At 64.4% G+C, this 26,043-nt stretch carries 25 protein-coding genes; 14 read left to right on the top strand and 11 right to left on the bottom strand.

What is annotated here, in order from left to right:
- The first annotated feature begins 139 nt into the window (after positions 1–139).
- Positions 140–718 carry an elongation factor P gene (locus AC3WLE_RS19875; protein ID WP_492317934.1) on the top strand — a complete coding sequence of 193 codons (579 nt, stop codon included), beginning with the start codon at positions 140–142 and terminating at the stop codon, positions 716–718.
- A gap of 138 nt (positions 719–856) precedes the next feature.
- Here the strand turns inward: AC3WLE_RS19875 and AC3WLE_RS19880 are convergent, their stop codons facing one another.
- The gene (locus tag AC3WLE_RS19880) at positions 857–1,111 is read right to left on the bottom strand and encodes a hypothetical protein (RefSeq protein WP_492356467.1); all 255 of its coding nucleotides are present in this window, start codon (positions 1,109–1,111) and stop codon (positions 857–859) included.
- A gap of 325 nt (positions 1,112–1,436) precedes the next feature.
- On the opposite strand from AC3WLE_RS19880, the gene AC3WLE_RS19885 reads away from it, so the two are divergent.
- A complete protein-coding gene (locus AC3WLE_RS19885) occupies positions 1,437–1,763 on the top strand; it encodes a hypothetical protein (protein WP_492317932.1) in 327 nt (108 codons plus the stop codon).
- Positions 1,764–1,804: 41 nt separating this feature from the next.
- On the opposite strand, the gene AC3WLE_RS19890 is transcribed toward AC3WLE_RS19885, so the two are convergent.
- From AC3WLE_RS19890 to AC3WLE_RS19910, 5 genes are all read right to left on the bottom strand, one after another.
- On the bottom strand, positions 1,805–2,143 hold the full coding sequence (locus AC3WLE_RS19890; RefSeq protein WP_492317931.1) for a copper-binding protein: 339 nt from the start codon (positions 2,141–2,143) through the stop codon (positions 1,805–1,807).
- On the bottom strand, positions 2,140–5,310 hold the full coding sequence (locus AC3WLE_RS19895; protein WP_492356468.1) for an efflux RND transporter permease subunit: 3,171 nt from the start codon (positions 5,308–5,310) through the stop codon (positions 2,140–2,142). The genes AC3WLE_RS19890 and AC3WLE_RS19895 overlap by 4 nt, the downstream gene beginning before the upstream one ends.
- On the bottom strand, positions 5,307–6,845 hold the full coding sequence (locus AC3WLE_RS19900) for an efflux RND transporter periplasmic adaptor subunit (RefSeq protein ID WP_492352737.1): 1,539 nt from the start codon (positions 6,843–6,845) through the stop codon (positions 5,307–5,309). Before AC3WLE_RS19900 ends, AC3WLE_RS19895 begins: the two co-directional genes overlap by 4 nt.
- A complete protein-coding gene (locus AC3WLE_RS19905; protein ID WP_492317928.1) occupies positions 6,842–8,143 on the bottom strand; it encodes a TolC family protein in 1,302 nt (433 codons plus the stop codon). Before AC3WLE_RS19905 ends, AC3WLE_RS19900 begins: the two co-directional genes overlap by 4 nt.
- Before the next feature lie 69 nt (positions 8,144–8,212).
- Positions 8,213–8,611: a hypothetical protein gene (locus AC3WLE_RS19910; protein ID WP_492317927.1), complete on the bottom strand. Its 399-nt coding sequence runs from the start codon at positions 8,609–8,611 to the stop codon at positions 8,213–8,215.
- 227 nt (positions 8,612–8,838) lie between these two features.
- Between AC3WLE_RS19910 and AC3WLE_RS19915 the strand changes: the two genes are divergently transcribed.
- The 3 genes from AC3WLE_RS19915 (at position 8,839) to AC3WLE_RS19925 (ending at position 12,498) form a co-directional block, all read left to right on the top strand.
- A complete protein-coding gene (locus AC3WLE_RS19915; RefSeq protein WP_492317926.1) occupies positions 8,839–10,290 on the top strand; it encodes an alkaline phosphatase in 1,452 nt (483 codons plus the stop codon).
- Positions 10,291–10,316: 26 nt separating this feature from the next.
- Positions 10,317–11,702, top strand: a complete 1,386-nt coding sequence (locus AC3WLE_RS19920) for an alkaline phosphatase (RefSeq protein ID WP_492317925.1) — start codon at positions 10,317–10,319, stop codon at positions 11,700–11,702.
- Between the two features lie 100 nt (positions 11,703–11,802).
- Positions 11,803–12,498, top strand: a complete 696-nt coding sequence (locus AC3WLE_RS19925; protein WP_492352734.1) for a hypothetical protein — start codon at positions 11,803–11,805, stop codon at positions 12,496–12,498.
- A 15-nt stretch (positions 12,499–12,513) separates the two neighbouring features.
- On the opposite strand, the gene AC3WLE_RS19930 is transcribed toward AC3WLE_RS19925, so the two are convergent.
- On the bottom strand, positions 12,514–13,158 hold the full coding sequence (locus AC3WLE_RS19930) for a glutathione S-transferase family protein (RefSeq protein WP_492317923.1): 645 nt from the start codon (positions 13,156–13,158) through the stop codon (positions 12,514–12,516).
- A 121-nt stretch (positions 13,159–13,279) separates the two neighbouring features.
- Between AC3WLE_RS19930 and AC3WLE_RS19935 the strand changes: the two genes are divergently transcribed.
- The 4 genes from AC3WLE_RS19935 to arsB are packed head-to-tail and all read left to right on the top strand — an operon-like array spanning position 13,280 to position 15,691.
- Entirely contained in the window at positions 13,280–13,594 is a 315-nt protein-coding gene (locus tag AC3WLE_RS19935) for an ArsR/SmtB family transcription factor (RefSeq protein WP_492356469.1), read from the top strand.
- Positions 13,595–13,607: 13 nt separating this feature from the next.
- Positions 13,608–14,090, top strand: coding sequence for an ArsI/CadI family heavy metal resistance metalloenzyme (locus tag AC3WLE_RS19940; protein ID WP_492356470.1), 483 nt, complete (start codon positions 13,608–13,610; stop codon positions 14,088–14,090).
- Positions 14,091–14,103: 13 nt separating this feature from the next.
- A complete protein-coding gene (locus tag AC3WLE_RS19945) occupies positions 14,104–14,598 on the top strand; it encodes an arsenate reductase ArsC (protein WP_492317921.1) in 495 nt (164 codons plus the stop codon).
- 16 nt (positions 14,599–14,614) lie between these two features.
- A complete protein-coding gene (gene arsB, locus AC3WLE_RS19950; RefSeq protein WP_492317920.1) occupies positions 14,615–15,691 on the top strand; it encodes an ACR3 family arsenite efflux transporter in 1,077 nt (358 codons plus the stop codon).
- Positions 15,692–15,746: 55 nt separating this feature from the next.
- Here the strand turns inward: arsB and AC3WLE_RS19955 are convergent, their stop codons facing one another.
- Complete coding sequence (locus AC3WLE_RS19955) at positions 15,747–16,112, bottom strand: ArsR/SmtB family transcription factor (protein WP_492356471.1); 366 nt, start codon at positions 16,110–16,112, stop codon at positions 15,747–15,749.
- A gap of 153 nt (positions 16,113–16,265) precedes the next feature.
- Here AC3WLE_RS19955 and AC3WLE_RS19960 point away from each other — a divergent pair, with 153 nt between their 5' ends.
- The 4 genes from AC3WLE_RS19960 to phbB all read left to right on the top strand — a co-directional run bounded on the left by AC3WLE_RS19960 (position 16,266) and on the right by phbB (position 21,278).
- A complete protein-coding gene (locus tag AC3WLE_RS19960) occupies positions 16,266–16,703 on the top strand; it encodes a YciI family protein (protein ID WP_035828342.1) in 438 nt (145 codons plus the stop codon).
- Positions 16,704–17,330: 627 nt separating this feature from the next.
- Positions 17,331–19,409, top strand: a complete 2,079-nt coding sequence (locus AC3WLE_RS19965; RefSeq protein WP_492317950.1) for a copper-transporting P-type ATPase — start codon at positions 17,331–17,333, stop codon at positions 19,407–19,409.
- Positions 19,410–19,710: 301 nt separating this feature from the next.
- A complete protein-coding gene (gene phaP3 / locus AC3WLE_RS19970; RefSeq protein ID WP_492317949.1) occupies positions 19,711–20,268 on the top strand; it encodes a TIGR01841 family phasin PhaP3 in 558 nt (185 codons plus the stop codon).
- Between the two features lie 266 nt (positions 20,269–20,534).
- Positions 20,535–21,278: an acetoacetyl-CoA reductase gene (phbB, locus tag AC3WLE_RS19975; RefSeq protein ID WP_035828351.1), complete on the top strand. Its 744-nt coding sequence runs from the start codon at positions 20,535–20,537 to the stop codon at positions 21,276–21,278.
- Positions 21,279–21,356: 78 nt separating this feature from the next.
- On the opposite strand, the gene AC3WLE_RS19980 is transcribed toward phbB, so the two are convergent.
- From AC3WLE_RS19980 to AC3WLE_RS19990, 3 genes are all read right to left on the bottom strand, one after another.
- Positions 21,357–21,839: a DUF4440 domain-containing protein gene (locus tag AC3WLE_RS19980; protein WP_492352727.1), complete on the bottom strand. Its 483-nt coding sequence runs from the start codon at positions 21,837–21,839 to the stop codon at positions 21,357–21,359.
- Positions 21,840–21,913: 74 nt separating this feature from the next.
- On the bottom strand, positions 21,914–22,951 hold the full coding sequence (locus AC3WLE_RS19985; RefSeq protein ID WP_492317916.1) for a transporter: 1,038 nt from the start codon (positions 22,949–22,951) through the stop codon (positions 21,914–21,916).
- A gap of 75 nt (positions 22,952–23,026) precedes the next feature.
- Positions 23,027–24,790, bottom strand: a complete 1,764-nt coding sequence (locus AC3WLE_RS19990; protein ID WP_492356472.1) for an ABC transporter ATP-binding protein/permease — start codon at positions 24,788–24,790, stop codon at positions 23,027–23,029.
- 243 nt (positions 24,791–25,033) lie between these two features.
- Here AC3WLE_RS19990 and AC3WLE_RS19995 point away from each other — a divergent pair, with 243 nt between their 5' ends.
- A complete protein-coding gene (locus tag AC3WLE_RS19995) occupies positions 25,034–25,951 on the top strand; it encodes a LysR family transcriptional regulator (RefSeq protein ID WP_492317914.1) in 918 nt (305 codons plus the stop codon).
- The last annotated feature ends 92 nt before the right edge of the window (positions 25,952–26,043 follow it).

Consider the following 26,043-nt stretch of genomic DNA (forward strand, 5'->3'; position numbering starts at 1 on the left):
TTCGGCGAGATAGCTCGCGGGGTTCTTCAGCCTTATGCATGCGGCGCTGCAGCATCCCGCTGTCGCCGCCGGCCTTTGTTGAAGGCGCGCTGCGGTGCTAGGCTGAAGGCGAGATCTTGCCGCCCAGGCGGAGACACCAATGGTCGAAGCTTCCGAACTGAAGTCGGGCATGGTCATCATGCTTGAGGGTGAACTTCATAGCGTTACCAGCGCCGGGTACCACGCCGGCGGCGGCCAACAGGGGAGCGCAGTTTTCGCCAAGTTCAAGAACCTCAAGACTGGTCACATCAAGGAGTTGCGGTTACACCCGGGCCACAAGCTCGAAGAGGTCGAGCTTGATCACCAGGAGATGGAATATCTGTACACCGATGGTGTCGCCTTTTTCTTCATGAATCCCGACACCTTCGAGCAGATCAGTTTTCCTGCGGAAACCATGGGTGCATACCAGAAATTTCTTCACCCCAATATGCGAATCCCGGTGCAGCTTTATGAGGGCGAGCCAGTCACCATCGCATTCCCGCCGGCGGTCGAGGTAACCATCATGTCCACGCCGCCAGGACTGCACGAGCATGAAACCTCTACCTTCAAGACTGCCACGCTGGAGAACGGCATGGAAGTTCTCGTTCCTCAGTTCGTCAAGGAAGGGGACACGGTGCGAATCGAGGTCGCTTCAGGAAAATATCTGGAGCGGATAAGGCGAGGGACGCGAAAGTCGTGACGCCAGTGCCGCGCCATCGCTCCCTGCATGCGCAGCGCCGCGTACAGTCTCGCTGGAACTTGGCCGGCAGCAAACTGTGCGCGCCAAATGCGATTGCCCAGGCGCGCTACGCTGGAGATCCTTCCTCGCCGAGCTGACTTACTCGTTCCTGAGATCAATGCCGAAGCCGCCAGCCAGTTCACAATCGATGATCCCGGCGGCGTAGGCAAAAAGCCAGTCCTCTGCCTCCAGCAGCGATGCGGGCGGGTGGGGCCAGTCCGGCGTAAAGCGGATGCCCATGTCCTCATTGCGCGTGGAGATCTGGACTCGCCCGCATGGCTTGCCTGGCTCAATCACCTCCGGCACGAACAGGGCAACGTGGAATCCCTTGTAAGACCGCTCTTTTTCCAGCATTTCAGCCTCCGAAAATTTATGCAGGTCCGTGGCTCAGCACGAGCGCCGGACTGTCTTGAGTTCACGATATAGCGGGGCGCGGCGAAAGCCTAGTAATGCCGCGGCCAGTGCCCAGGCATGGGAGTGACCAGTGGCGGATTTCGGCAACAGGAACCCCGGGGATCACATCGGAGCGTGCGGTCGATTTTGACCTAGACTGAAAAAGTGCCCTTCGCGCGCTTCGGGGCTGCGCAATGGAGCTTCACTGGCAGCCGATAATGCGGGCGAATGACAATGGCACAGGCTACCTGAATTCATGTGAATTGATGTTCACGAAGGGGGCATCATGTTGCAAGCCAGTGAAATGCAGCAACGTTTTAGTCATCTGCAGCAAACCATCAGCGAGACATCACGCACTTGTCATGCCGATGCGGGGATTCCACAAGATTTGATGAACTGCGTGGATGAGCTCGACAAGGAATGCAAAGCGGCATCGAAGGTCGTGTCTTCCAAGGATGAGGATCGGATCCGGCAGTGGGTCGATGATCTCGAACGGATCGGTGATCGTGCAGACCGCGCTTGCCAGCAGGCCGGCGGTCTCGATGCAAAGGTCAAGGATGCAGTCAGTTCGATGCATTCGGAACTTTCTGACCTGAAGCGCCAAGTGCACTAACCAATCTGACAGCCCCGGTCCAACCCGCCGGGGCTGATTGCTCACTTGCGCCGCATTTCCACGACCGTTGGTTTGCCATCGACGTTGTCGAAGGTCACGGAAACTGCGTCGCCCTCCTTGAAATCCTTCAGCGATGCGCGTTCCTTGACGGGGAACGCCATGGTCATCGGGCCCATGCCGAGGTTGGCGATCGGTCCGTGCCTGAGCGTGACCTTGCCGGCCTGCGCATCGATCTTCTTGATCTCGGCTGCGACGGGTTGCGGCGCCTGCTGCGAGGGTGCGGACGGCTTCATGTCCATGCCGTCCATCGAGCCCGCTGCGAATGCGGCCGGCGTGGTGGTCAAGGCAAGGACGAGGGCGAGCGTCTTGATGGATTTCATTGCGGTTCCTTTTGCAGTGATGGGTGGACGGAAACAGATTGAGGTCTGGTCTGGCGCCGGCGCATCAGCAAATACACCGCCGGCACCACGAAGAGCGAAAGCAATGGCGCGGTGAGCATGCCGCCCACCATCGGCGCGGCAATGCGCTGCATGACCTCGGAGCCGGTGCCATGCGACCACATGATCGGCACCAGGCCGGCCAGGATGACGGCGACGGTCATTGCCTTGGGGCGTACGCGCAGCACCGCGCCTTCCTGGATGGCTTCAAGCAGCGCGGACAGGCTGGCTTCGCCCTGGTTCGCGCGCGCGGTCCATGCCTGCTTGAGGTAGAGCAGCATGATCACGCCGAATTCCGCCGCCACGCCCGCCAGCGCGATGAAGCCGACCACGCCGGCAACCGACAGGTTATAGCCCAGCAGGTAGAGCAGCCAGAAGCCGCCGATCAGCGCCAGCGGCAGCGTGCCCATGATGAGCAGGGCTTCATCGAGACGGCCGAACACCAGGTACAGCAGCACGAAGATGATCAGCAGCGTGAACGGTACCACCACCTTCAGCTTTGCGGCGGCCCGCTCCAGGTATTCGAACTGCCCGGACCAGCTCAGCGAATAGCCGGCCGGCATCGGCACCGCTTTCGCGACGGCAGCCTGCATGTCCCGGACGGCCGAGCGCAGGTCACGCCCGCGGATGTCGACATACACCCAGCCCGACAGGCGCGCGTTTTCGCTGCGCAGCATCGGCGCTCCCTGCACCACCTGGATGCGCGCCACGTCGGACAGCACGATCTGCTGGCCCTTGTCGGTGACGATGGGCAGGCTGCGCAGTTGCTCCACCGAGTCGCGGTAGTCGCGCGGGTAGCGTACGTTGATCGGGAAGCGCGCCAGCCCGTCGACGACCTCGCCCACATTGTCGCCGCCGATGGCCGACGACACCACGCTCTGCACATCCGCGATGTTCAGCCCGTAGCGGCCCGCCGCCACGCGATCGATGTCGATATCGACATAGCGCCCGCCGCTCAGCCGCTCGGCCAGCGCCGACGTCACTCCCGGCACTGTCCTGACGGTTTCCTCGATGCGCGTTGCCAGGCGGTCGATTTCCTTCAGGTCCGCGCCCGCCACCTTGATGCCGACCGGGCTCTTGATGCCGGTGGCAAGCATGTCGATGCGGTTGCGGATCGGCGGCACCCAGATGTTGGACAGGCCCGGCACCTTGACCACGCGATCGAGCTCTTCCACCAGCTTGTCGGTGGTCATGCCGGCACGCCACTGGTCGCGCGGCTTGAACTGGATGGTGGTCTCGAACATCTCGAGGGGTGCCGGATCGGTCGCGGTATCGGCCCGGCCGGCCTTGCCGAACACGGTCGCCACCTCGGGCACGGTCCTGATCAGGCGGTCGGTCTGCTGCAGCAGCTGCGCCGCCTTGCCGGCGGAAAGGCCCGGCAATGCCGATGGCATATAGAGCAGGTCGCCCTCGTCGAGCGGCGGCATGAATTCGGCGCCGGTACGCAGCATCGGCCACGCCGTCGCGGCCAGCAGCACCGCGGCGATCGCAAGGGTGGTCTTCGGGTAGGCCAGCACCCGTGCCAGCACCGGCCGATAGGCGCGGATCAGCCATCGGTTCAGGGGGTTGGACTTCTCCGAGGGAATCCTGCCGCGGATCAGATAGCCCATCAGCACCGGCACCAGCGTCACCGACAGGCCCGCCGCCGCGGCCATGGAATAGGTCTTGGTAAAGGCCAGCGGCGAGAACAGCCGGCCCTCCTGCGCCTCCAGCGTAAAGACCGGGATAAACGACAGCGTGATGATCAGCAGCGAGAAGAACAGCGCCGGCCCGACCTCGGTGGCGGCCCGGCCGATCACGCCCCAGCGCTCGTCCCCTGCCAGCGTCTGGCCGGGGTTGTCGGCATGCCAGTGTTCCAGTTGCTTGTGCGCGTTCTCGATCATCACGACCGCGGCATCGACCATGGCGCCAATGGCAATGGCAATGCCGCCCAGCGACATGATGTTGGCATTGATGCCCTGGTAGCGCATCACCAAAAAGGCGGCCAGCACGCCCAGCGGCAGCGACACGATCGCCACCAGCGCGGAACGCAGGTGGAACAGGAACAGCAGGCACACCAGCGCGACCACGGCGAACTCTTCGGCCAGCTTGTGCGTCAGGTTTTCCACCGCGCGCTTGATCAGCGCGGAGCGGTCGTAGGTGGTGACGATCTGCACACCGGCAGGCAGGCTCTTCTGCAGCGTGGCTAGCTTTGCCTTGACCGCCTCGATGGTTTCCAGCGCGTTCTTGCCTGAGCGCATCACGATCACGCCGCCGGCAACCTCGCCCTGGCCGTCAAGTTCGGCGATGCCGCGCCGCATCTCCGGCCCAAGCTGCACGACTGCGACATCGCCCAGCCGCACCGGAATGCCGGCATCGCTGGTCACCAGCGGGATCTGCCGGAAATCGTCGAGCGTCTTCAGGTAGCCGCTGGCGCGCACCATATACTCTGCCTCGCCCATTTCCAGCACCGACCCGCCGGCTTCCTGGTTGGCGCCCCTGAGCGCCGCCAGCACCTTGCCCTGCGACAGGTTGTAGGCGCGCATCCGGTCCGGCAGCAGCACCACCTGGTACTGCTTCACCATGCCGCCCAGCGAAGCGACCTCGGCCACATTGGGCAGCGATTTCAGTTCGAAGCGCAGGAACCAGTCCTGCAGCGCGCGCAACTGGCCGAGGTCATGCTGGCCGGTCTTGTCCACCAGCGCGTACTCGTAAATCCAGCCGACGCCGGTGGCATCCGGGCCCAGCGCCGGCCTGGCCGCGGCGGGCAGGCGGGACTGCACCTGGTTCAGGTATTCCAGCACGCGCGAGCGCGCCCAGTACAGGTCGGTGCCATCCTCGAACAGCACATAGACGAACGAATCGCCAAAGAAAGAGTAACCCCGGACCGTCCTGGCGCCGGGCACCGACAGCATGGTGGTGGTCAGCGGATACGTGACCTGGTTCTCGACGATCTGCGGCGCCTGGCCGGGGAAGGGCGTGCGGATGATCACCTGCACATCGGACAGGTCGGGCAGGGCGTCGAGCGGCGTGCTCCGCACCGCCCACAGGCCCCATGCGGTCAGCATCACCGTGGCCAGCAGGACCAGGATGCGGTGGCGGATCGAGGCGAGGATCAGGCGCGCGATCATGGCCTGGCTCCCTGGGCGGTGCCGGCGGGCTCGACTGACGACAGCATGGCCGCGCCGTCGCGGTCCAGGCGGAAGCGGAAGCGGATGCGGTCGCCAGGCTTCAGTCCCTTGGGCAGGCCTGTCGGCGGCGCGGCGAAATCCATGGTCATCGCACCCCACTGTGCCGACGGGATCGGGCCGTGCGAGATGGTCAGGCTCTCGCTGCCGTGCACGGCTTCGATGCGGCCTGTGCCTTCATGCTCGGTCGATGGTGCGGCAGGTGCGGAGGCCGCAGGCGGGGCGGACATGCGTTGCGCGCTGCCGCGCAGGCTGGCTTCCGAGTCGATCAGGAACTGGCCGGACGTGACCACTTTCTGTCCCGGCGCCAGTCCGTCCAGCACCTCGACCATGCCATCGGCCTCGCGGCCGGTCTTGATCTCGGTGGCAACGAACCCTGCCTGGCCGGCATCGACCATGACGATACTGCGCTGACCGGTGCGGATGACCGACTCCGACGGGATCAGCAACGCTTCCTTCTGCGCGCCACTGTCGAAGCCGACCGTGACAAACATGCCCGGCAGCAGGCGCCTGCCTGGGTTTGGCAGCACGATGCGGGCCTTGACGGTGCGGGTCGCCGGGTTGACGTCGGGAAGGATGGCGTCGACCTTGCCGCCAAGGGGGCTGGCCGTGCCGCCCTGCAGTACCGTGGCCGCCGCGCCGGGTCGGATGGTGCCGGCCTGGCCCTCTGGTACCTCGGCAATCACCCACACCTGGCTGAGATCAGCCAGGCGGAACAGCGTCATGCCCGGCGACACGGTCATGCCCTCGCGCACCGCCACCTCGGTCACGAGGCCATCGACCGGGCTGGCGATGGCAACACCGGGCTGCAGCTTGCCGGATCTTTCGACCGCACTGACCTGGCCCGGTGTCATGCCCGCCTGCAGCATGCGATTCCTGGCAGCACTGCGCAGGTCGCCCAGATGCTCGCTTGCTGCCATGCGCGACACGGCCAGGTATTCCTCTTGCGCCGCGATCCAGTCGGGCGAGTACAGGGTGACCAGCGCCTGTCCGCGCCGGACCGGGTCAAGGGTCGCGCGGACCGCGACGTGCTGCACAAAGGCGTTGGTGCGCGCCTGGATGACCTGCACGCTGCGTTCGTCGATGGCGACATTGCCGGGCACCTGCAGCATCGCGGCCAGCCGCCCAGGCTTTGCTTCGGCGGTGCGAATGCCGAGGTTTTGCGCGACATGGCTGTCGACGGTGACACCGCCGCCGCCATCGTCCGCGTAGACCGGCACCAGTTGCATCTCCATGAAGGGCGACTTGCCCGGCTTGTCGAAGCGCTGGCCCGGCACCATGGGATCGTGCCAGTACAGGATCTTCCTGCCTGTCTTCGGGTCGATGTCGCCGGCCTTGAGCATGGTGGATTGCGCGCCAGCCGTGCTCGACGGTTGCGCAGTCTGTGTGCCGCGCGTGAACCCGAAGTGGTAAGCGCCGTAGAGGGCGATGCCGGCGACGACCAGCCCGGCTGCTGCTGCAATGATGTGCTTCTTCATTTTGCCTCCCTCACTGCGGCTTCGGTCTGGGCGGTCGGCAATGGCACCAGGTAGTTCAGGTCCGCCCACAGCTTCGCGGTTTTTGCCTCAAGCAGCAGGCGATCCATGGCGGTGTCGATGGCGCGATGGTTGGCTTCGGCGACGGCCGCCAAGCTGCCCGTGCTGGCGCGGTAAGCCGTCAGTGCCGCATCCGCCTGTGCCCGCGCGAGCGGCAAGGTCTTGTCGTCGTAGCGCCGCAGCCGGTCAAGGTTGCGCTGCAGCTCGGCCAGCCTGGCGCCGACCATGGCCTGGGTATTGCGCCGGATCACTTCCAGCCTGGCCCGCGCGTCGTTGGCCTGCGCCAGCCGCGCGCTGATTTCACGGTCCTGGCGGTTGCCCCGGTCCCACGGCAGCGGGAAGCTGACGTTGAGCGAGCCCATGTTCGAGTAGGCCGAGCCGCGCTGGCTGTACATCAGCTCGACCGTCACGTCCGGCTTGCGGGCTTCGGTTGCCACCTGGATTTCCGATTCGGCCAGCGCCACGTCGCGCTGCGCAGCCGACAGTTCGGGCACGGCCTCGAACTCGCCCCGGGCGAGTTGCCGGGCGCCTGGCGGCACTTCAAGCGGTGGCCGCTCCGACAGCGGGCGCCGCGCAGCGGCGCCGACCCAGCGCTCCAGGTTCAGCGTGGCCGTTGCCAGCGCGGCGCGGTTCTCGTCCTCGCGGTCGTGCAGCTTCTGGATTTCCAGCTCCATCGCCAGTACCTCCGCACGCGAGCCGCGCCCGCTGCGGTAGGCCGCGGTGGCGGCCTGCAGCGCCAGTTCAAGCGGATCGCCGTGATGGCCGAGCAGCACGCCGGCCTGCTCCGCATACCACCGGTCGAGCCAGGCATTGACCGCATTGCGCTGCACGCCTGCCAGCCCCAGCGCGCGCTGCGCGTCGGCAGCGGCGGCTTCGGCTTCGAAGCGCGCGGCCCTGGCGCGGCGCTTGTCCGCGCGCGTGAATTCCTGCATCACCGAGATCGAGCGCATGGTCATGGAATCCCGGCTCAGCGAGAACGCGTCCGAGCCGTTGACCGGCACGTTGTTGACGCCGAGCTTGACCACGGGATCCGGCAGGCGGCCGGCGGCGACCGCCATTTGCCCCGCGGCCTCCACGGCGCCGCGCGACGATTCGGCGTCGCCGGCATGGGCGCTCGCGATCGCGACGGCTTCCTCAAGGGAGAGGGACGGGGCGGATGGTCCGGGCGCGCCTTGCGGCGCAGCCAGGCCGATTGCGGGCGCGCTGAGCAGCGCCACGGTCAGGTGACGTAAAAAAAGCATAAAACCTCCAGGGACGACGACTGCTGCCCGCATGGAAGCAGGCAGCACCAGGTGACGTCGAGCCGGAGGCTAAGTCTGGAAACTGCAGTGAAGGACGGTGAGGGGAGGCGGTGCGCGCGCCTCAGCTTCGGCGCGCAGCGCAACGCGAACCTCCGCCAGGACCACGCGCGTTGGCTCAAGCACGCGCATCAGCACCGGCATGAAGGCCGGAAGCTGCGGCGAAGCATGGTCGGCGTTCTTGGAATCGGCCTGGCAATGCGCCAGGCAAAGCCCGCCCTGGTCAATGCCCTGCTGGGTGTCGCTGGCGGCCATATCGGCGCAGGATTCGGTCATCGCCGCCATCGTGCCGCTGTGTTCCGCCTGGTAGCGGCTGCCGGTACAGGCGTACGCCGCCACTGCCAGCTGGGCTGCCAGGAAGACAACGAGGAGGAAGCCGGCGAACCATGGCCGGCGATGCGATTTGCCCACGAGAGCGGTGCCTGTTTTGGCGACAATATATCAGTGTTCGGCGCCACCAGGCAGCATCGCTACTGCGGCAGCTTGCCGCACAGGTGGGCCGTTCGCGAACATAGCGAACGGCCTGATGCTGCACTTTCGCATGTTTGCCTGCAGCGGCAACGTTGCCGTCCTGTGACACGTCACGGTGCCGAAATATTCGTCGTGCATCCTCCCGCCAAAACCAACGGGGAGGAAATATGAGGCGTCTTTCAATACTGGCAGCCCCGCTGCTGGCGCTGGCCGTGGCGTCGTGCGGCAGCGATGATGACAACAATGCGCCGGTCACGCAGCCGCCGGCTGCCGGCAGCACCGCGCCCACGAAGAACGTCGTGTTCTTCCTTGGCGACGGCATGGGCATGACGACCATGACCGCGGCGCGGATCTACAAGGTCGGCGAGGATGGGGACCTGACCATGGACACGCTCCCCGAGAGCGGGTTTATCCGGACCTATTCGAACAACGCGCAGGTGACCGACAGCGCGCCGTCGATGGCGGCCTACATGACCGGCGTCAAAATGAACAACGAAGTCATCTCGATGACGCCGGAGACCAATGCCTTCGACGCCAGCGGCAAGGACTACCTGTCCGGCGCGGACAGCACCTGTCCGGCTTCCGGCAACGGCCAGAGCGTGCCGACGCTGCTCGAGCAGATGAAGGCGGCAGGCTACGGCACCGGCGTGGTCACCACCACCCGCATCACGCACGCAACCCCCGCCACGACCTACGCGCACGTGTGCCACCGCGACGCCGAGAACACCATCGCCGCGCAACTGGTGCCGAACGGCGCCGGCTACAACAGCGCGCTTGGCGATGGCGTCGATGTGATCTTCGGCGGCGGCCGCAAGCACTTCCAGAACAAGGCCGCGGGCGGCGCCCGCACCGACGGCCGCGACCTGGTTGGCGAACTGACCAAGGCCGGCTATACCTACGCTTCCAGCAAGGCCGAGTTCGACAAGATCGACGCCGCCAGCGCGAAGAAGGTGGCAGGGCTGTTCACGTCCAGCCATATGGCCTACGACCTGGACCGCGTGCCCGGCGATGAACCGAGCCTGGCGGAGATGACCGGCAAGGCCATCGACGTGCTTGCCGCGAAGAAGAAGGGCTTCTTCCTGATGGTGGAAGGCGGCCGCATCGACCACGCATTGCATGAAACCACCGCGCGCAAGGCGCTGCAGGACACCGTGGCCTTCGACACCGCGATCAAGACTGCGATCGACAAGCTCAACGTGATCGACCCGGGCCTGAAGAACACGCTGATCGTCGTCACCGCCGACCATGACCACACGCTGGTGCTGAACGGCTACGCCAAGCGCACCGGCCCCACCAGCGACAGCAACCCCGGCGTGCTGGGCCTGCTGAAGAACTACGTGACCGGCGCACTGTCCACGGACTCCGGCGGCAATCCCTTCACCATCATCGGTTTCGGCACCGGCGAGAACCGCCCGGCCACGCGCACCGCGCTGACCGATGCACAGGTCTACGACAAGAGCTATCACCAGGAAGCGGCGATCCCGATGGCGGCGGGTGGCGAGACCCATGGCGGCACCGATGTCTTTATCGGCGCACTGGGCAACGGCGCCGAATCCTTCACCGGTGTGATGGACAACACCGACGTGTTCGGCCTGATCAAGACGGCCATCGGCCTCTAAGCCACTATCGCTGACGGAATAACGCCATGAAACTCATCATTCGTACCGGCCTGTCCGCAGCCGCGGCTGCCTGCGCCTGCATTGCCTTCCCTGCGCAAGCCGCGGGCGAGGCCAAGAATGTCATCTTCTTCCTGGGCGACGGCATGGGCCCGACCACCGTCACCGCTTCGCGCATCTACAAGTATGGCGAGACCGGCAAGCTCAACATGGAGTCGCTCAAGCGCACCGCGCGCGTGAAGACGTATTCGAACGACGCGCAGACCACCGACAGCGCGCCGTCGATGGCGGCCTACATGACCGGCGTGAAGATGAACAACGAAGTCATCTCGATGTCGGCCGATACCAAGGCCAGCGACGGCACCGGCAAGGCCTATGTGACCAGCGCCGGTGACAGCACCTGTCCCAGCGGCAACGGCGCGCCGGTCGTGACCGTGCTGGAACTGGCCAAGGCCGCCGGCAAGTCGGTCGGCGCGGTGACCACCACGCGCGTGACCCACGCAACGCCGGCGGCCACTTTCTCGCACGTCTGCCACCGCGACGGCGAGAACAATATCGCCGCGCAGGCAACGCCCGGCAACGCCGGCTACAACACCGCGCTCAAGGACGGCCTGGACGTGCTGCTTGGCGGCGGCCGCCGCCAGTTCCTGCCCAGCGCCTCGGGTGGCAAGCGCACCGATGGCGTCGACCTGACCACGCAGTTCCCGGGCTACACCTACGTGACCACCGGCACCGCGTTCAAGGCCGTGGACCCGGCATCGACCAACAAGCTGCTCGGCCTGTTCAACATGGACCACCTCAACTACGAGCTGGACCGCGTCAAGAACAATGTCGACGAGCCCAGCCTGGCCGACATGACCGAGAAGGCCATCCGTATCCTGCAGAAGAACGGCAACGGCTATTTCCTGATGGTGGAGGGCGGCCGGATCGACCATGCGCTGCATGGCACCAACGCCAAGCGCGCGCTGGAAGACACGATCGCGTTTGACGATGCCATCAAGCGTGCGCTGTCGATGGTGGACCTGTCGAACACGATGATCGTGGTCACTGCCGACCACGACCATACGATGACGATCAACGGCTACTCGCATCGCGGCAACCCGATCCTGGGCACGGCAACGGACATCAAGACCAGGCAGCCGGCCACGGCGGCCGACGGCCTGCCTTACACCACGCTGGTGTTCGGCAACGGCGGCGGTCCGCGCAAGACCCCGCGCGACAACCCCGCGCTGGTGGACACCACGGCCGACGGCTACCTGCAGGAAGTTGGCGTCAACCTTGGCTCGCCGGGCTCGGAAACCCACGGCGGCGGCGATGTGATGCTGTTCTCGACGGGGCCGGGCAACGCCGCGCTCAAGGGCACCATCGACAACACCAAGGTGTTCAGCGTCGTGAAGTCCGCGCTGGGCCTGTGATGCCGGCCGCGGCCTTGCTGCACGACTGAGCACAGGGTCTTTTGATGCCATGCGCGCGCCGGTTGCCGGCGTGCGCATTTTCGCTTTCTGAACGGATTTCATGAAAACCAAGCAAGCCACTCCCGTCCTCGCACTGCTGCTGGTTTCGGCAGCTTTCACCGCCGTGGCGGCGGAGCCGTCCAGGGCCTCCGGCCCGCTGGCGCTGCGCGTGCAGCATGAGTTGTCGGCGCTCGGGGCCGACGGCGTGCGCCGCGACATCTACTTCACCGAACGTGTCTACCGCGAGGGCGGCACGGTCTGGATCGAGCGCGAGATCCCGCACGGGGCGCATGACGAAGCCGAACACGCCAAGGCAGACAAGGGCCACAAGCACATGGACATGTCGGCCGCGGCACGCTGGATCGAGCGGCAGCCGTCCGGCAAGCTGTCGGTGCGGCTGGTCAGCGACGCCATGCGCAAGACCTTCGAAGTCAGCCCGGCCGAATACGGCAACATCGGCTTCGACGGCTCATGGGCGACCGCCTACCACCTGCTGGATCCGGCAGCGCTCAAGACCATGAGCGCGAGCGGTCCTGCGCGCGGCGGTGTGCAGGAGTACCGCGCAAAGCGCGGCGATGAACAGGTGACGGTCCAGTGGGACGTGGCCGGCCAGTATCCGCGCCTGGTCCAGTCGCGCAATGCCAGCGGCACGCAGAAGAAGATCACGCGCGTGACCGCCGCTGCCTTGCCGCAACCCGCTCCGTGGAACCGCACCCGGCCCTATGCAAAAGGTGAGTACACGGATCTGATGGACTAGGACGCCGATGGCGACCTATCCCGCCTCGACCCGCGCGCAGTACGCCTCGATGGTCCGCTTCCATGCGGGCCGAGCCAGGCACCGGTCCCGATACGACGCGACTCCCGGATACGGCGCGATCAATCCCTGGTCCTTGATGCCAGAGAGGAGCACGTGCGCCATCAGGATGTCGGCAACGGTGAAATCCTTGGTCGCGACGAAGTCGCGGTCATCGAACCAGCGCTCCAGGTTCGTCAGCACCCGATTCACCCAGCCGACCAGGAACTCGCGGTGTTTGCCGCAGCTGCCATCCGCCGTCCAGTCGAGCACCATCAGGCTGAGCAGCGGCGGCTCGACCGAGTTCATCGCGGCGAAGCACCAGCGCACCACCTGCGCCTCGCCGGCGCGGTCGGCGGGGATCAGGCGGCCGGACTTCTTCGCCAGGTAGACGAGGATGGCGGCGGATTCGGACAGCACCAAGCCGTCGTCGTCGATCGACGGGATCTGTTCGAACGGGCTGAGCCGGCGATAGGCGTCGGTGCTCAGGTCGTGTGCAGGATGGTCCATGCCGGCCAGCTCGAACGGCAGTTGCATCTCTTCGAGCGCCCACAGCACGCGCAGGTCGCGGGTGTGGCCGCGCGCGCCAGCATTGACCTTCGAAAAGCCGTAGAGCTTGAGCATGGAGACGCTCCTTGGTTGAAGCTGCCGTGCTGCGAAGAGTTGCGACATTCTAACGCGGTGCCGGCAGCGCTTCGCAGAATCAGGCATTGCATCAATCCTATATTTCCAGTATTGTAGAAATATGGAAGAGAATGATGTTGTCCGCTCCCTTGCTGCATTGGCCCACGGGCTGCGCCTCCAGGTCTTTCGGATGCTGGTCGTCGTCGGCCCGGGTGGCATGACACCCGGCGCGATGGTCGAGCGGCTGGGCGTGCCTGCGGCCACCTTGTCGTTCCACCTGAAGGAACTGGCGCACGCCGGCCTGGTGACGCAGGAGCGCGACGGACGCAACCTGATCTACCGCGCCGCTTTCGCGCATATGAATGCATTGCTCGGCTACCTGACCGCCAATTGCTGCGAAGGCGTCGAGGAAGCCGCGGTTTCCTGTCACTGCTGATGGAGATGTTCCGATGAAGCGCTTTCACGTTCACGTCCATGTCGACGACCTTGGCAAGAGCATTGCCTTCTATTCAAAGCTCTTTGCCGCTGAACCGACGCGAGTCGAGAGCGACTACGCCAAATGGATGCTCGAGGATCCGCGCATCAACTTCGCGATCTCCACGCGCGGGCAGGGGACGGGCGTCGACCATCTCGGTTTCCAGACCGATGACGCCGCCGAGCTTGCCGAACTGAAAACGCGCGCCGAGGCGGCCGACATGGCGCTGCTGGACCAGGGTGAAACCACCTGCTGCTATGCGCGCAGCGAAAAACACTGGGTCACCGATCCGCAGGGCATTGCCTGGGAACACTTCCATACGCTGGGCAACGTCCCGGTATTCGGCGAAGGCAACGCCGAAGCGGCGTCCGCCGAAGGCTCCGCCTGCTGTGCCCCGCGTGCCCCGCGCGGCAAGCCGATCGGGATTGCGGTGAACTCCAACTCGTCGTGCTGCTGAGCACGCTCTCTCCATGACCACCAACGTTCTGATCCTTTGCACCCATAACTCCGCGCGCAGCGTGCTGAGCGAAGGGATGCTCAACCATTGGGCCAGCAAGCTCGGCAAGGATGTGCGCGCCTTCAGCGCCGGCAGCGCACCGAGCGGGCGCCTGAACCCGTTCGCACTGGAAGCGCTGACCAATGCCGGCGTCGACGTGAGCGGCTATCGCAGCAAGAGCTGGGACGAATTTGTCGGCGACAACGCGCCGGAAATGCGGATCGTGATCACGGTCTGCGACAGCGCCGCGGCGGAACAGTGCCCGTATTGGCCGGGCAGCCCGGTCAAGGTGCACTGGGGCTATGCCGATCCGTCCAACGCCCTGGGCGGCGACGAAGGCAAGCGGCTGGCATTCGAGCTGACGCGCGAGGCCATTGGCTACCGCATGCTGCAACTGCTGGCGTTGCCGCTGCAAGGCATGAGCAATGCGCAGCTGCAGGACGCGCTCAACGCGATCGCGAAGAACTGAAGGCGCCGGAACTCCAATGAATCAGAACGCAACCACCCACGCCCCCATTTCGACGAAGCCCGCCATTGGCTTCTTTGAACGCTACCTGACCATCTGGGTGGCCCTGTGCATCGTCGTCGGGATTGCGCTGGGGCAGGCGATGCCGGGCGCGTTCCAGGCGATCGGCAGCATGGAGTACGCCCAGGTGAACCTGCCGGTCGGCATCCTCATCTGGATCATGATTATCCCGATGCTGCTGAAGATCGACTTCAGCGCACTGGGTCAGGTGAAATCCCACTGGCGCGGCATCGGTGTGACGCTGTTCATCAACTGGGCGGTCAAGCCGTTCTCGATGGCGCTGCTGGGCTGGCTGTTCGTGCGGCACCTGTTTGCGCCCATGCTGCCCGCCGAGCAGCTCGACAGCTATATCGCCGGGCTGATCCTGCTGGCTGCGGCGCCGTGCACGGCTATGGTGTTCGTGTGGAGCCAGCTCTGCAAGGGTGACCCGTATTTCACGCTGTCGCAGGTGGCACTGAACGATGCCATCATGGTGGTGGCGTTCGCGCCGGTGGTGGCGTTGCTGCTTGGCCTGTCGTCGATCACGGTGCCGTGGGATACGCTGCTGACGTCGGTGGCGCTGTATATCGTGGTGCCGGTGGCGATTTCGCAGGTGCTGCGCAAGCTGCTGCTGAGCAAGGGCGTGGCGCATTTCCAGCGGGTCGTGGGCAAGCTCGGACCGTATTCAATCGCCGCGCTGCTGCTGACACTGGTGCTGCTGTTCGCCTTCCAGGGCCAGGCCATCATCGAGCAACCGCTGGTGATCGCGCTGCTGGCCGTGCCCATCCTGATCCAGGTGTTCCTGAACTCCGGCCTGGCGTATCTGCTGAACCGGAAACTGGGTGTGGCGCATTGCGTGGCGGGCCCGTCCTCGCTGATCGGCGCCAGCAATTTCTTCGAGCTGGCCGTGGCGACGGCCATCAGCCTGTTCGGCTTCAAGTCCGGGGCGGCGCTGGCAACGGTGGTCGGCGTGCTGATTGAAGTGCCGGTCATGCTGCTGGTGGTCAGCATCGTCAATCGGACCCAAGGCTGGTATGAAGCGGGGCGCAAGGCCTGACGCCCGCCCCAAGGCGCTCCGATCCCGGCGGCCGTGATGCTCAGGCCGCCATGGCTCAGGCCGCTTCGGACGAGACGCCGCGGCGTTTGGTGGCCGCCGGCTTGCATGCCACTTCCGGCACGCCGCAGCCCTGCGGATTGCCTTGGCAGCAATGTTCCGTCAGGAAGGCAATGAGCGCGTTCATCGTCTCGAATTGCGCCCGATAGATCACGAACTTGCCTTCCTGCGCATTCTTGATGAGACCCGCGTGGACCAGTTCTTTCAGATGGAAGGACAGCGTCGCGGGTGCGACACCCAGCGCTTCGCGGATTCGGCCCGCGCTGACGCCGTCCGGGCCGGCCTGGACCAGCAAGCGGAAGATCGCCAATCGGGAATCCTGGGCAAGTGCAGCGAGCGCTGCTACGGCGGTTTCATTCTTCATGGCTCGAACTGTAGAGGTACCGGCACGGCCCGCGCAAGTCAGGTGCTGCCGAATTCAACTATTCTGATTGGATCCTGCTTCCGGCGCCCGCCGCCGCCGCGGCTCCCGCTTCGGGGTCTTGTGGCGCCAACGATTCCTTCAAGGAGAACCACAATGCGTGTCATGGTGATGGTGAAGGCCACGAGCGAATCAGAAAGCGGCAAGATGCCAAGCACGGAGTTGCTTGCGGCAATGGGCAAGTTCAATGAAGAACTCGTCAAGGCGGGCGTCATGCTTGCGGGCGAGGGCTTGCACCCTAGCGCAAGGGGAAAGCGGGTGCGCTTTTCGGGCGATCAGCGGACTGTGACGGACGGGCCGTTCCCGCAGACCAACGAACTCGTTGCCGGATTCTGGTTGTGGCAAGTCGAGTCAATGGATGAGGCTGTCGAATGGGTCAGGCGCTGCCCCAACCCCATGGAAAGCGAGTCCGAAATCGAAATTCGCCCGCTGTTCGAGGTCGAGGACTTCGGTGCTGAACTCACGCCAGAACTGCGGGAGCAGGAAGAGCGGCTGCGCGCTGAAGTTGAAGGGCTTGCGAACAAGGCGCGCTGACGGCAGCCCAAACGCACAGGGCGAGGCGGTTGCCTCGCCGCCCAACGCTGGTTCTTTCGGCGTTGTCCATCTCCAAGGCATGGCGCACCGTAGACCTGGGTGTCCTCTTGCGGGGCGCGCCGAATGCAAAAGGTGTGCGCGTCCATCGACCGTAGTCATCTCTTCGGCGGCTGACCTCGCCCCTGAAGGCGACTTCTCATTGGCGGCCAACTGATCCTGGACCCAGGCGCGTTGGCCTTTGAGAACAGTCCCGTTGCTTTCTTGGCCTTGACCTTCCAACGATGGGAACCTCTAAGCTGGGGTCATCAGGCGTGACATGGACGTCCCACCGCGAATGGCCGTCGTCTTCGCATCATGAGCGTGTCATGAAGGTAAAAGGCACGCCGGATGACGCAGTGGATGCCCGGCCGGCAACTGAAGGAAGCAGCCAGGATGAACAGGACAAGCAACGAACGCGATGCAACCGAGCCTGGCCGCCACAGCGCCGGTGCACATGGCTCGACTCAGGACCAGTCCGGTCCTGTTCATCACGAGCATGCGCATCACCATGACCATGTTCATGAACCGGCTGGCACTGGCGCCGGGGCGGCGCAGCCAGCTGCCGAGGGAGCGATTTATACCTGTCCCATGCACCCGGAGATCCGCCAGGATCATCCGGGCAACTGCCCCAAGTGCGGCATGGCGCTGGAACCGTTGTTGCCGGAACTGGATGAAGGCGAGAATCCCGAGCTGGTGGATTTCCGTCACCGCTTCTGGTGGACGCTACCGCTCACCGGTGTGGTGTTCGTCATGGCCATGTTCGGGCATCGCCTTGGCTGGATGGAGGTGTCGACCCAGAGCTGGGTCGAGCTTGCGCTGGCTACGCCTGTGGTGCTGTGGGCGGGCTGGCCGTTCTTCGTGCGGTGTTTCCAGTCGATCGTCAACCGTAGTCCGAACATGTGGACGCTGATCGGAATCGGCACAGGTGCGGCCTATGTCTACAGCGTCATCGCGACCGTCATACCTGGCGCATTTCCGCAGGTGTTCGCCGAGCATGGCCGTATCGGTGTCTACTTCGAGGCAGCGGCGGTGATCATTTCCCTCACGCTGCTGGGTCAGTTGCTTGAACTCAAGGCCCGCTCCCAGACTTCCGCCGCCATCAAGTCGCTGCTGGGACTGGCGCCCAAGACGGCGCGGCGTATCGGTCCCGACGGCGCCGAAGAGGACGTGCCGCTCGCCAATGTCCACGTGGGCGACCTGCTGCGCGTGCGGCCCGGCGAGAAGGTGCCGGTCGATGGCGTGGTAACGGAAGGCACCAGCGCGGTCGACGAATCGATGATCACTGGCGAGCCCATTCCGACCACCAAGCGCGTCGGCGACCGCGTCATCGGCGCCACGATGAACACTTCGGGCAGCCTTGTCATCCAATCCGAAAAGGTCGGCTCCCAGACCGTGCTGTCCCAGATTGTCCAGATGGTGGCGCAAGCGCAGCGATCGAAGGCACCGATGCAGCGGATGGCCGACCAGGTTGCCGGCGTCTTCGTCGTCGGTGTCATCGGCATTGCGGTGCTGACCTTTGTCGCGTGGGGACTCTTCGGCCCCGAGCCGAGCTGGGTGTTCGGGCTGATCAATGCGGTCGCGGTGTTGATCATCGCATGTCCGTGCGCGCTGGGTCTCGCCACGCCGATGTCCATCATGGTTGCAAGCGGGAAGGGCGCTTCCAACGGCGTGCTGTTCCGCGACGCCGCTGCAATCGAGAACCTGCGCAAGGTCGATACCCTGATTGTCGACAAGACCGGGACGCTCACCGAGGGTCGGCCGGCTCTTGAGCGCGCGATCGGCACCAATGGCCATGCCGAGGAGGACGTGCTGCGGTTGGCTGCCAGCCTGGATCAGGGCAGCGAACATCCTCTGGCTGCCGCGATTGTTGCAGCAGCCCGTGAGCGCGGCCTGCAGTTGGAAAAGCCGGAGGGCTTCGAATCGAGTTCCGGGATCGGGGTAAGAGGCAAGCTGGGCGGCAGGAAGGTCGCGATCGGAAACACGGCGCTCATGGAAGCCGAAGGCGTTCCCATCGATCGGCAAGTGGCGCAGGCTGATGCGCTGCGTGCGCAAGGCGCCAGCGTCATGTATCTCGCCATCGAAGGCAAGCTTGCCGGCCTGCTCGCCGTCTCGGATCCGGTCAAGGCCACCACGCCGGAGGCGCTGGCGCATCTCAGGGAAGAAGGTATCCGTGTGGTGATGGCGACCGGCGACGGGATTGCGACGGCGAAGGCGGTGGCCGGGAAACTTGGCATTGACGAGTTCCACGGCGAGGTGAAGCCGGCGGACAAGCTTGAACTTGTCAGTTCGCTGCAACAGGCAGGCGCGGTGGTGGCGATGGCGGGCGACGGCATTAACGACGCGCCGGCGCTGGCGAAGGCGGACGTCGGTATTGCCATGGGCACGGGCACCGATGTCGCGATGAACAGCGCTCAGGTCACGCTGGTCAAGGGGGATTTGCGCGGCATTGCCCGTGCCCGGAAACTCTCGCAAGCGACCATTCGAAACATGAAGCAGAACCTCGGTTTTGCGTTCGCTTATAACGCCTTGGGCGTTCCGCTGGCGGCGGGCGTTCTGTATCCAATGACAGGCCTGTTGTTGTCGCCCATGATTGCGGCGCTGGCGATGAGCCTGAGTTCTGCCTCGGTCATTACCAATGCGCTGCGGCTCAGGAAGGCTGCTACGTGAGGCGTGCCGGCAGTTCTGGGGTGAAGTGGGCCCTACACATGTCATGCAAATGTCATGCATTGCAACATTTCTGCGTAAGCACATGTAAATATAGAGGCGTATAAAGCACTTTTATTGTCATGTTTTAAAGACTTTTTGGGTATGTACCTAGGGATTGAATTAGAAGAAAGCCTCTAGGATTCGCACTCGGATGCTGCGCTGCAGGATTGGTGGCGCTGCCAATCCGGAAGCCAAACCGAGGCGGATTCACGTTGCAAACCTGTTGCGCGAATCCGTTCGATCAATCCACAGGAGATTTTGCATGTCCCCTTTTATGCCCGAGCAATTTGCTGCAGCGCAAAAGTCCAGTCTGAACCAACTGTTCGCGCTGACGAACATGGCTTTTGACGGCTTCCAGAAGTTGACCGAGTTGAACCTGCAGGCAGTCCGGACGACGCTTGCCGAAGGCCAGGGCAATATCGAAGCGGTGCTGGCCGGAAAGGACCTGCGTGAAGTGTTCGCCGTGCAGGGCAATCTGGCACAGCCTGCCGCGGAGAAGGCGGTTGCATATGCACGCCATGTGTACGAAATCGCATCGACCACGCAGGTGGAACTGACCAAGGCAGTCGAGGGCCAGTACGAACAGCACAACCGCAATGTGCAAGCCTTCGTTGACAACTTCGTGAAGAACGCGCCGGCCGGGTCTGAAGCGATCACCGCGCTGCTGCAATCGAGCGTTGCAGCCGCCAGCAGCACCTTTCAATCCTTCCAGGACGCCGCCAAGCAGACGGCTGAAGCCGCCAAGGCCAACTTTGCCAAGACCGCCGCAGCTGCCTCCGGCGCGGCCCAGCAGGCGGCGCCCCGCGCTTCCAAGCAGTAACGGCGTGCGGCTGGCCAAGCAGGCCAGGCCAGCGCGCTGAACATAGATCGCAGGCTTGCAGGCCAGGGGCATCAGCTGTCCTGGCTTGCAGCACTGCGACGCCAATCTTCCCGCATCGGCATACAAGCTGGGCCCGGAGTCATCCAGCCCGGCTCGCCCTCGCTTTGTTCGCGCCAGGGCAGCGGGAATGTGCTCGGGACAATCAGGCAAGAGCCCGTCCCGGCAAGGCAGGGGTCTTTCAACTTTACGAGAATGAAGCAGGCAGGATGATGAAGAGAATTGCACTGGTAACAGGTGGTATGGGTGGGCTGGGAGAAGCCATCAGCATCAAGCTGCACGACGCAGGCTATGCGGTGGTGGTGACGCACTCGCCGGGCAATGCGACCGCCCAGGACTGGCTTGCCGCGATGGCCGCCAGCGGCCGCGAGATGCGCGCCTACGAGGTGGATGTATCCGACTACGATGCCTGCCAGGCTTGCGCCGCGCAGATCCTGGCTGACGTAGGCCGCGTGGATATCCTGGTGAACAACGCCGGCATTACCCGCGACATGGCCTTCAAGAAAATGGACAAGCCGAACTGGGACGCCGTGATGCGGACCAATCTCGACTCGGTATTCAATCTCACCAAGCCGCTTTGCGAAGGCATGGTCGAACGCGGCTGGGGACGCATCATCAACATCTCGTCGGTCAACGCATCCAAGGGCGCCTTCGGACAGACCAACTATGCCGCCGCCAAGGCCGGGATGCACGGCTTCACCAAGTCGCTGGCGCTGGAAGTGGCAAGGAAGGGCGTGACCGTCAACACCGTCTCTCCGGGCTACCTTGCCACCAAGATGGTCAACGCCGTGCCCAAGGAAATCATGGAGACCAAGATCCTGCCGCAGATTCCGGTCGGCCGCGTCGGCAAGCCGGAAGAAGTCGCAGCGCTGGTTGCCTACCTGTGCTCGGAGGAAGCGGCCTACGTGACCGGGTCCAATATCGCCATCAACGGCGGGCAGCACATGCAGTAAGGGCGCTGGGCCAGGCGCCGCCAGGTGAATGCGCGGCCGTAGGCCCCCGCCCCCCGGTAACTGAGGCTTATGCCTCAGTTACTTCTTCTCCGGCATGGCTGACGAGTGATGGCTTGTAATCAGCCATTGCTTGCCATCCCAGTGATAGGTGTAGGTATAGCGGGCCTTCACCACGGTTCCCGTTCGTGCGAAGGTGAAGGTGTAGAGCCCGGAATCCACGGCGGAATTGCATCTCAGTTCAATGCTGCGGAAGTCGATCTTCCCGGATGGACCGTCTTGCAGGAAGTGATGGAAATAGTCTTCTTTCTCCGCGACGGTCAAGCGGGGCTTGTTGGATACCGTCGGCAGAAGAATGGACCGTTCCGCATAGTTGGCCACCACCTTGTGTGGATCGCCTGTCTGCAGTGACCGGTTCCATCGATCAAACAACGCCGCAATCTCCTGCTCCGACGTCACCTTGCAGCTTTCCGTGCGCGATGCCTGCGCCGTGCCTGGCGTGCCCTGGTTCATGGCGCATCCCGCAAGCACGAACGCCAGGGCAGCAATGCGAAATAGCTTCATGGCAGGGCTCCTCAGGTTAGGGGGCGAGAGCCAGGGGACACTGCCTGAAGTATGGTACATCCCGCAAGCGTTACCTACCCCGCTTGCTTGCGGAATGCCCAGCGCCCGGCCAGCACCGTGAAACTTGCCACCAGCGCCACCAGTACCCAAAAGCCGTGCGGGTGTTCGGCCAGCGGAATGCCGCCCACATTCATGCCGAAAAAGCCGGCCACGATGTTGATCGGAAGCGCCAGTACTGTCACCAGCGTCAGCGTGAACAGCGTGCGGTTGGTTTGCTCGTTGAGCTTGGCGGCAATTTCTTCCTGCAACAGCTTGATGCGTTCGACCAGCGCCGCCAGGTCGTTGAGCACCAGCGAGAATTCCTCGGTCGATTCACGCAACTCCTGCAGGTCCGATTCCTGCAGCCAGGCCGGCGGCCGGTTCAGTAGCCGGAACAGGGCGCCGGGCTCGGGCGCCAGCAGCCGTTGCAGCCGCACCAGCCCGCGCCGCATCGAACCCAGGTCGGCGCGGTTGCCTTGCAGGCGCTGCGACAGCAACTGGTCTTCGATCTGGTCGACGTTCACACCGGTCTCGCGCACGATCTGCACCAGCACGTCGGCCTGGTCACGCAGCAGGTGCACCACAAGGTCCAGTGGCGAGCGGAAGGCCTCGCCGCGCCGCACCGCCTCGCGCAGCCGGTCCACGGAACGCAGCGGCCTGGCACGGGCCGTCACCAGCAGGCGGTGGTCGGCATGGGCCCAGAGCGTGGAGATATCCGTCGAGGTGACGCCGAAGTTGTAGATCACGTCGTTGACCACGGCCAGCAGGGCGGCGTCGAGGCGCTCGATCCGCGTCGAGCGCGAACCCTGCCGCAGGGCCTCGAAGAATTCGTCAGGCAGGGCCAGCTGGCCCTTCATCCAGCGCTCGCACGCGCTGTGCGACAGGTTGAAATGCAGCCACAGGAACGGGCGATGGTGCACGGCGTCCGGCGGTTCTGACGGCATCTGCTGCAGCCATGCCGCCGCGGCACGGGAATCGATCTCGCGCACCGGCCCGCCGGGTTCGAACAGGAAACCGCTGACCAGACCGACCGGGTCCGACCCATAGCCGGCCTCGACAATGCCCGCTTGCATGCAAACGCCCTCCACATCAAATGTGCCTTGCGCGACGTTAGCACAGCACGATGATAGTAGAGGGCCGCCGGATGCCTACCAGCCAAAACGATAGTCCCTGGTCGGATGCAGCCACCACTTTCCGTTCCCGGGCAGTTCCAGCACCTGGTGGTGGAATTTCAGCAGCGTGGGCCGGTGGCTGACGCTGACAAGCGTCGACTGCATGTCGGCGAGCAGCTGGTACATGGCTTCCTCATTGCTGATATCCAGGGCACTGGTCGCTTCGTCCAGCATGACATAGCGCGGCTTTGACAGCAGTACGCGGGCGATGGTCAGCCGCTGCTGCTCGCCAAGGGACAGGACTTTGCCCCAGTCCACTTCCGTGTCCAGGCCGCCAAAGCGGCCAGCGAGGTCCTTCAGGTTGACCGTTTCCAGCAACTTCAGAAGCTCCTCGTCAGGGATTCGCTGGCCAATGTGGTTCGGGTACAGCAACTGGCTGCGCAGGCTGCCGACCACCATGTAAGGATGCTGCGGCAGGAACAGCATTTCCTGCGGCATTGGCCGCACGATGCATCCCGTGCCGTTGTTCCACAATCCGGCGATCGCGCGCATCAGCGAACTCTTGCCGCCGCCGCTGGCGCCGACGATAAGCAGGCCCTCTCCCGGGTTGACCGACAGCGTCAGGTCGGTGACCAGCGTCCGCTCCTGATTCGGCGTGCGCAAGGTCACATGTTCCAGCGCCAGGCGGGAGTCATGGATGGACTCGATCGTGGTGGCCGGCTTCACGGAGGCTGCTGCCGTACCGGTCAGCGAGATGGAGAATGTGTCCAGTCGATCCAGCCCCGCCACGAAGCGGCTCAGGTCTTCAAAGTTGTCGACGATCACGGTCAGCGCGTTCAGGATGGCGGCGAACGCGCCGGCCGCCTGGATGGCGCTGCCGACTTCAAGCTCTCCGGAAAGCACGCGTGAAGCGACGATGGCGCTGGGCAGCAGGATGGTCAGGAAGCCATAGGCATACTGGAACATGTTCAGGCTCAGTTGCCACTTGATGAGCCGGTCGAAATTCTGGAAGGCCTTGCCAAAACGGCCGCTCACATGGGATGACTCCAGCGCCTCGCCGCGATAGAACGCAATGGACTCGGCGTTCTCACGCACCCGGATCAGGCTGAAGCGGAAATCCGCCTCCCGCCTTAGCTGGAAGAAGTTCAGGCCGATCAGGACGCGGCCGAAGAAGAAGATGGAGATAAATGTACCGGCGATGGCATAAATGACAAGAAAGTAGACCAGCTCTCTTGAGATCGACCACAGGACGGCGCTGAAGGCGATGAGCTGCAGCAGCGCGCCGATACCGATTGAAAGGAAGAACAGGGATTGCCGCGTGAAGGTATTGATGTCTTCGGCGATGCGCTGGTCCGGATTGTCGATCGCGGCATCTGAATTGAGCTTGTAGTAGACCCGGCCTTTGAAATACCCGTCCAGATAGTGATACGTCAGCCAGCGTCTCCAGAGCAGGCCCAGCTTGTTCCTCAGGTAGTAATAGACCGCGTAGATGGGGACTGCCACCATCAGGATATAGAGACACTTCCTGATCGAGGCCCAGAAACGATCCGCGTCTTGCGCTGCCAGGGCCGAGGTGAATTCACCGGTTTGCTGGACGATCAGTACCTCGGACTGGGTCTGGCCCAACAGCAGCAGGATCAGCAGGACCAGCAAGCCGGAGGCTTTCCATTTTTCCCGCGAGAACCAGTAAAGTTTTGCAATGGCCCAGTATCGGGTCCACACATGCCGGGTGGAAGTGACGGGACCTTTCCCTGGGGCCGAAGTGGTGCCGGTGACCCGCGACTCAGGAACGGCGCTCATATCCCATCTCCCAGCACTAACCGGATTGCATACTCGCCACATGCCCGGCGCGGGACACGTGGGAGAACGGCAGAAGACTATTAATGAAATATAGGCTAGCAGAATCGATGCCTGGCTGATTCGTGGTCCCTGCCCGCAGTCAAGGACCCGACCCCGGACAGGCGAGCGGAGATCTGGCTTGACGCGCGCCCGGAACCTGATTCCAATCCGGAAGTGACCTTTCCGCTATGACAGCCCCTCCGCATGGACCGCTTCGACGCGCTGCAACTCTTTACCCGGATCGTGGAACTGGGCTCCTTCACCGGCGCCGCCAGCGCGCTGGACATGCCACGCGCCACCGCCACGCACGCCATCAAGGAACTTGAGGCCCGCGTCGGCGCGCGCCTGCTGGAGCGCACCACGCGCCAGGTGCGCCCCACGCTGGACGGGCAGGCGTTCTATGAGCGCAGCAAGCGCGTGCTGCAGGACCTGGAAGACGCCGAGACCTCGCTCAGCACGCAGGTGGCCAACCCGCGCGGCCCGCTGCGGCTGGACCTGCATGGCACCCACGCCACCATGATCATCCTGCCGCGCATCGGCGAGTTCCGGGAGCGCTATCCGCATATCGACCTGATCGTCAGCAGCGGCGACCGGCTGGTCGACCTGGTCGGGGAGGGCATCGATTGCGTGGTGCGTGCCGGGCGGCCGCGCGATTCCTCGCTGGTGGCCCGGCGGCTGGCGGATATGCCGGAGGTGCTGTGCGCCAGCCCCGCATACCTGGCCGCGCACGGCACGCCGCAACACCCGTCTGAGCTGGCGCAGCACATCGGCGTGGGGTTCTTCTCGCGCAACCATGACCACCGTTATCCCTTCACGCTGACCGTCGATGGCGAGGTGCGGGAGTTCAAGGCGCGCGGCTGGATCTCGGTAAGCGATGCCGAGTGCTATACCAGCGCGGCGCTGGCCGGCTGCGGCCTGATCCAGGTGCCGCGCTTCCGCGTGGAAGAGCACCTGCGCGCGGGACGGCTGGTGCCGGTGCTTGAGGCCTGGCCGTGCCCGGACTTGCCGGTGTCGGCGCTGTATCCGTTCCACCGGCAGCTGGCACCGCGGGTGCGGGTGTTTGTCGATTGGGTGGCGGGGTTGTACGTGGAGCGGTTCGGGCCGCTCCGGGGCGCGGCCTGAGGCACCAACGCGCCGCAATCAGGCCGCCGCGGGGCGCGGCACCGGCCGTGCCGGCGCGGGTGCGGCTTGCGCCGGCTCGCTGACCGGCAGTG

The organism is Cupriavidus sp. FW306-1B-F12B (genome assembly GCF_058781795.1).

What these genes read in the sequence shown, in the direction of transcription:
- AC3WLE_RS19875 (WP_492317934.1), top strand. Translation starts at nt 140, where the DNA reads ATGGTCGAAGCTTCCGAACTGAAGTCGGGCATGGTCATCATGCTTGAG.
- AC3WLE_RS19880 (WP_492356467.1), bottom strand. Translation starts at nt 1,111, where the DNA reads ATGCTGGAAAAAGAGCGGTCTTACAAGGGATTCCACGTTGCCCTGTTC.
- AC3WLE_RS19885 (WP_492317932.1), top strand. Translation starts at nt 1,437, where the DNA reads ATGTTGCAAGCCAGTGAAATGCAGCAACGTTTTAGTCATCTGCAGCAA.
- AC3WLE_RS19890 (WP_492317931.1), bottom strand. Translation starts at nt 2,143, where the DNA reads ATGAAATCCATCAAGACGCTCGCCCTCGTCCTTGCCTTGACCACCACG.
- AC3WLE_RS19895 (WP_492356468.1), bottom strand. Translation starts at nt 5,310, where the DNA reads ATGATCGCGCGCCTGATCCTCGCCTCGATCCGCCACCGCATCCTGGTC.
- AC3WLE_RS19900 (WP_492352737.1), bottom strand. Translation starts at nt 6,845, where the DNA reads ATGAAGAAGCACATCATTGCAGCAGCAGCCGGGCTGGTCGTCGCCGGC.
- AC3WLE_RS19905 (WP_492317928.1), bottom strand. Translation starts at nt 8,143, where the DNA reads ATGCTTTTTTTACGTCACCTGACCGTGGCGCTGCTCAGCGCGCCCGCA.
- AC3WLE_RS19915 (WP_492317926.1), top strand. Translation starts at nt 8,839, where the DNA reads ATGAGGCGTCTTTCAATACTGGCAGCCCCGCTGCTGGCGCTGGCCGTG.
- AC3WLE_RS19920 (WP_492317925.1), top strand. Translation starts at nt 10,317, where the DNA reads ATGAAACTCATCATTCGTACCGGCCTGTCCGCAGCCGCGGCTGCCTGC.
- AC3WLE_RS19925 (WP_492352734.1), top strand. Translation starts at nt 11,803, where the DNA reads ATGAAAACCAAGCAAGCCACTCCCGTCCTCGCACTGCTGCTGGTTTCG.
- AC3WLE_RS19930 (WP_492317923.1), bottom strand. Translation starts at nt 13,158, where the DNA reads ATGCTCAAGCTCTACGGCTTTTCGAAGGTCAATGCTGGCGCGCGCGGC.
- AC3WLE_RS19935 (WP_492356469.1), top strand. Translation starts at nt 13,280, where the DNA reads ATGGAAGAGAATGATGTTGTCCGCTCCCTTGCTGCATTGGCCCACGGG.
- AC3WLE_RS19940 (WP_492356470.1), top strand. Translation starts at nt 13,608, where the DNA reads ATGAAGCGCTTTCACGTTCACGTCCATGTCGACGACCTTGGCAAGAGC.
- AC3WLE_RS19945 (WP_492317921.1), top strand. Translation starts at nt 14,104, where the DNA reads ATGACCACCAACGTTCTGATCCTTTGCACCCATAACTCCGCGCGCAGC.
- arsB (WP_492317920.1), top strand. Translation starts at nt 14,615, where the DNA reads ATGAATCAGAACGCAACCACCCACGCCCCCATTTCGACGAAGCCCGCC.
- AC3WLE_RS19955 (WP_492356471.1), bottom strand. Translation starts at nt 16,112, where the DNA reads ATGAAGAATGAAACCGCCGTAGCAGCGCTCGCTGCACTTGCCCAGGAT.
- AC3WLE_RS19960 (WP_035828342.1), top strand. Translation starts at nt 16,266, where the DNA reads ATGCGTGTCATGGTGATGGTGAAGGCCACGAGCGAATCAGAAAGCGGC.
- AC3WLE_RS19965 (WP_492317950.1), top strand. Translation starts at nt 17,331, where the DNA reads ATGCACCCGGAGATCCGCCAGGATCATCCGGGCAACTGCCCCAAGTGC.
- phaP3 (WP_492317949.1), top strand. Translation starts at nt 19,711, where the DNA reads ATGTCCCCTTTTATGCCCGAGCAATTTGCTGCAGCGCAAAAGTCCAGT.
- phbB (WP_035828351.1), top strand. Translation starts at nt 20,535, where the DNA reads ATGATGAAGAGAATTGCACTGGTAACAGGTGGTATGGGTGGGCTGGGA.
- AC3WLE_RS19980 (WP_492352727.1), bottom strand. Translation starts at nt 21,839, where the DNA reads ATGAAGCTATTTCGCATTGCTGCCCTGGCGTTCGTGCTTGCGGGATGC.
- AC3WLE_RS19985 (WP_492317916.1), bottom strand. Translation starts at nt 22,951, where the DNA reads ATGCAAGCGGGCATTGTCGAGGCCGGCTATGGGTCGGACCCGGTCGGT.
- AC3WLE_RS19990 (WP_492356472.1), bottom strand. Translation starts at nt 24,790, where the DNA reads ATGAGCGCCGTTCCTGAGTCGCGGGTCACCGGCACCACTTCGGCCCCA.
- AC3WLE_RS19995 (WP_492317914.1), top strand. Translation starts at nt 25,034, where the DNA reads ATGGACCGCTTCGACGCGCTGCAACTCTTTACCCGGATCGTGGAACTG.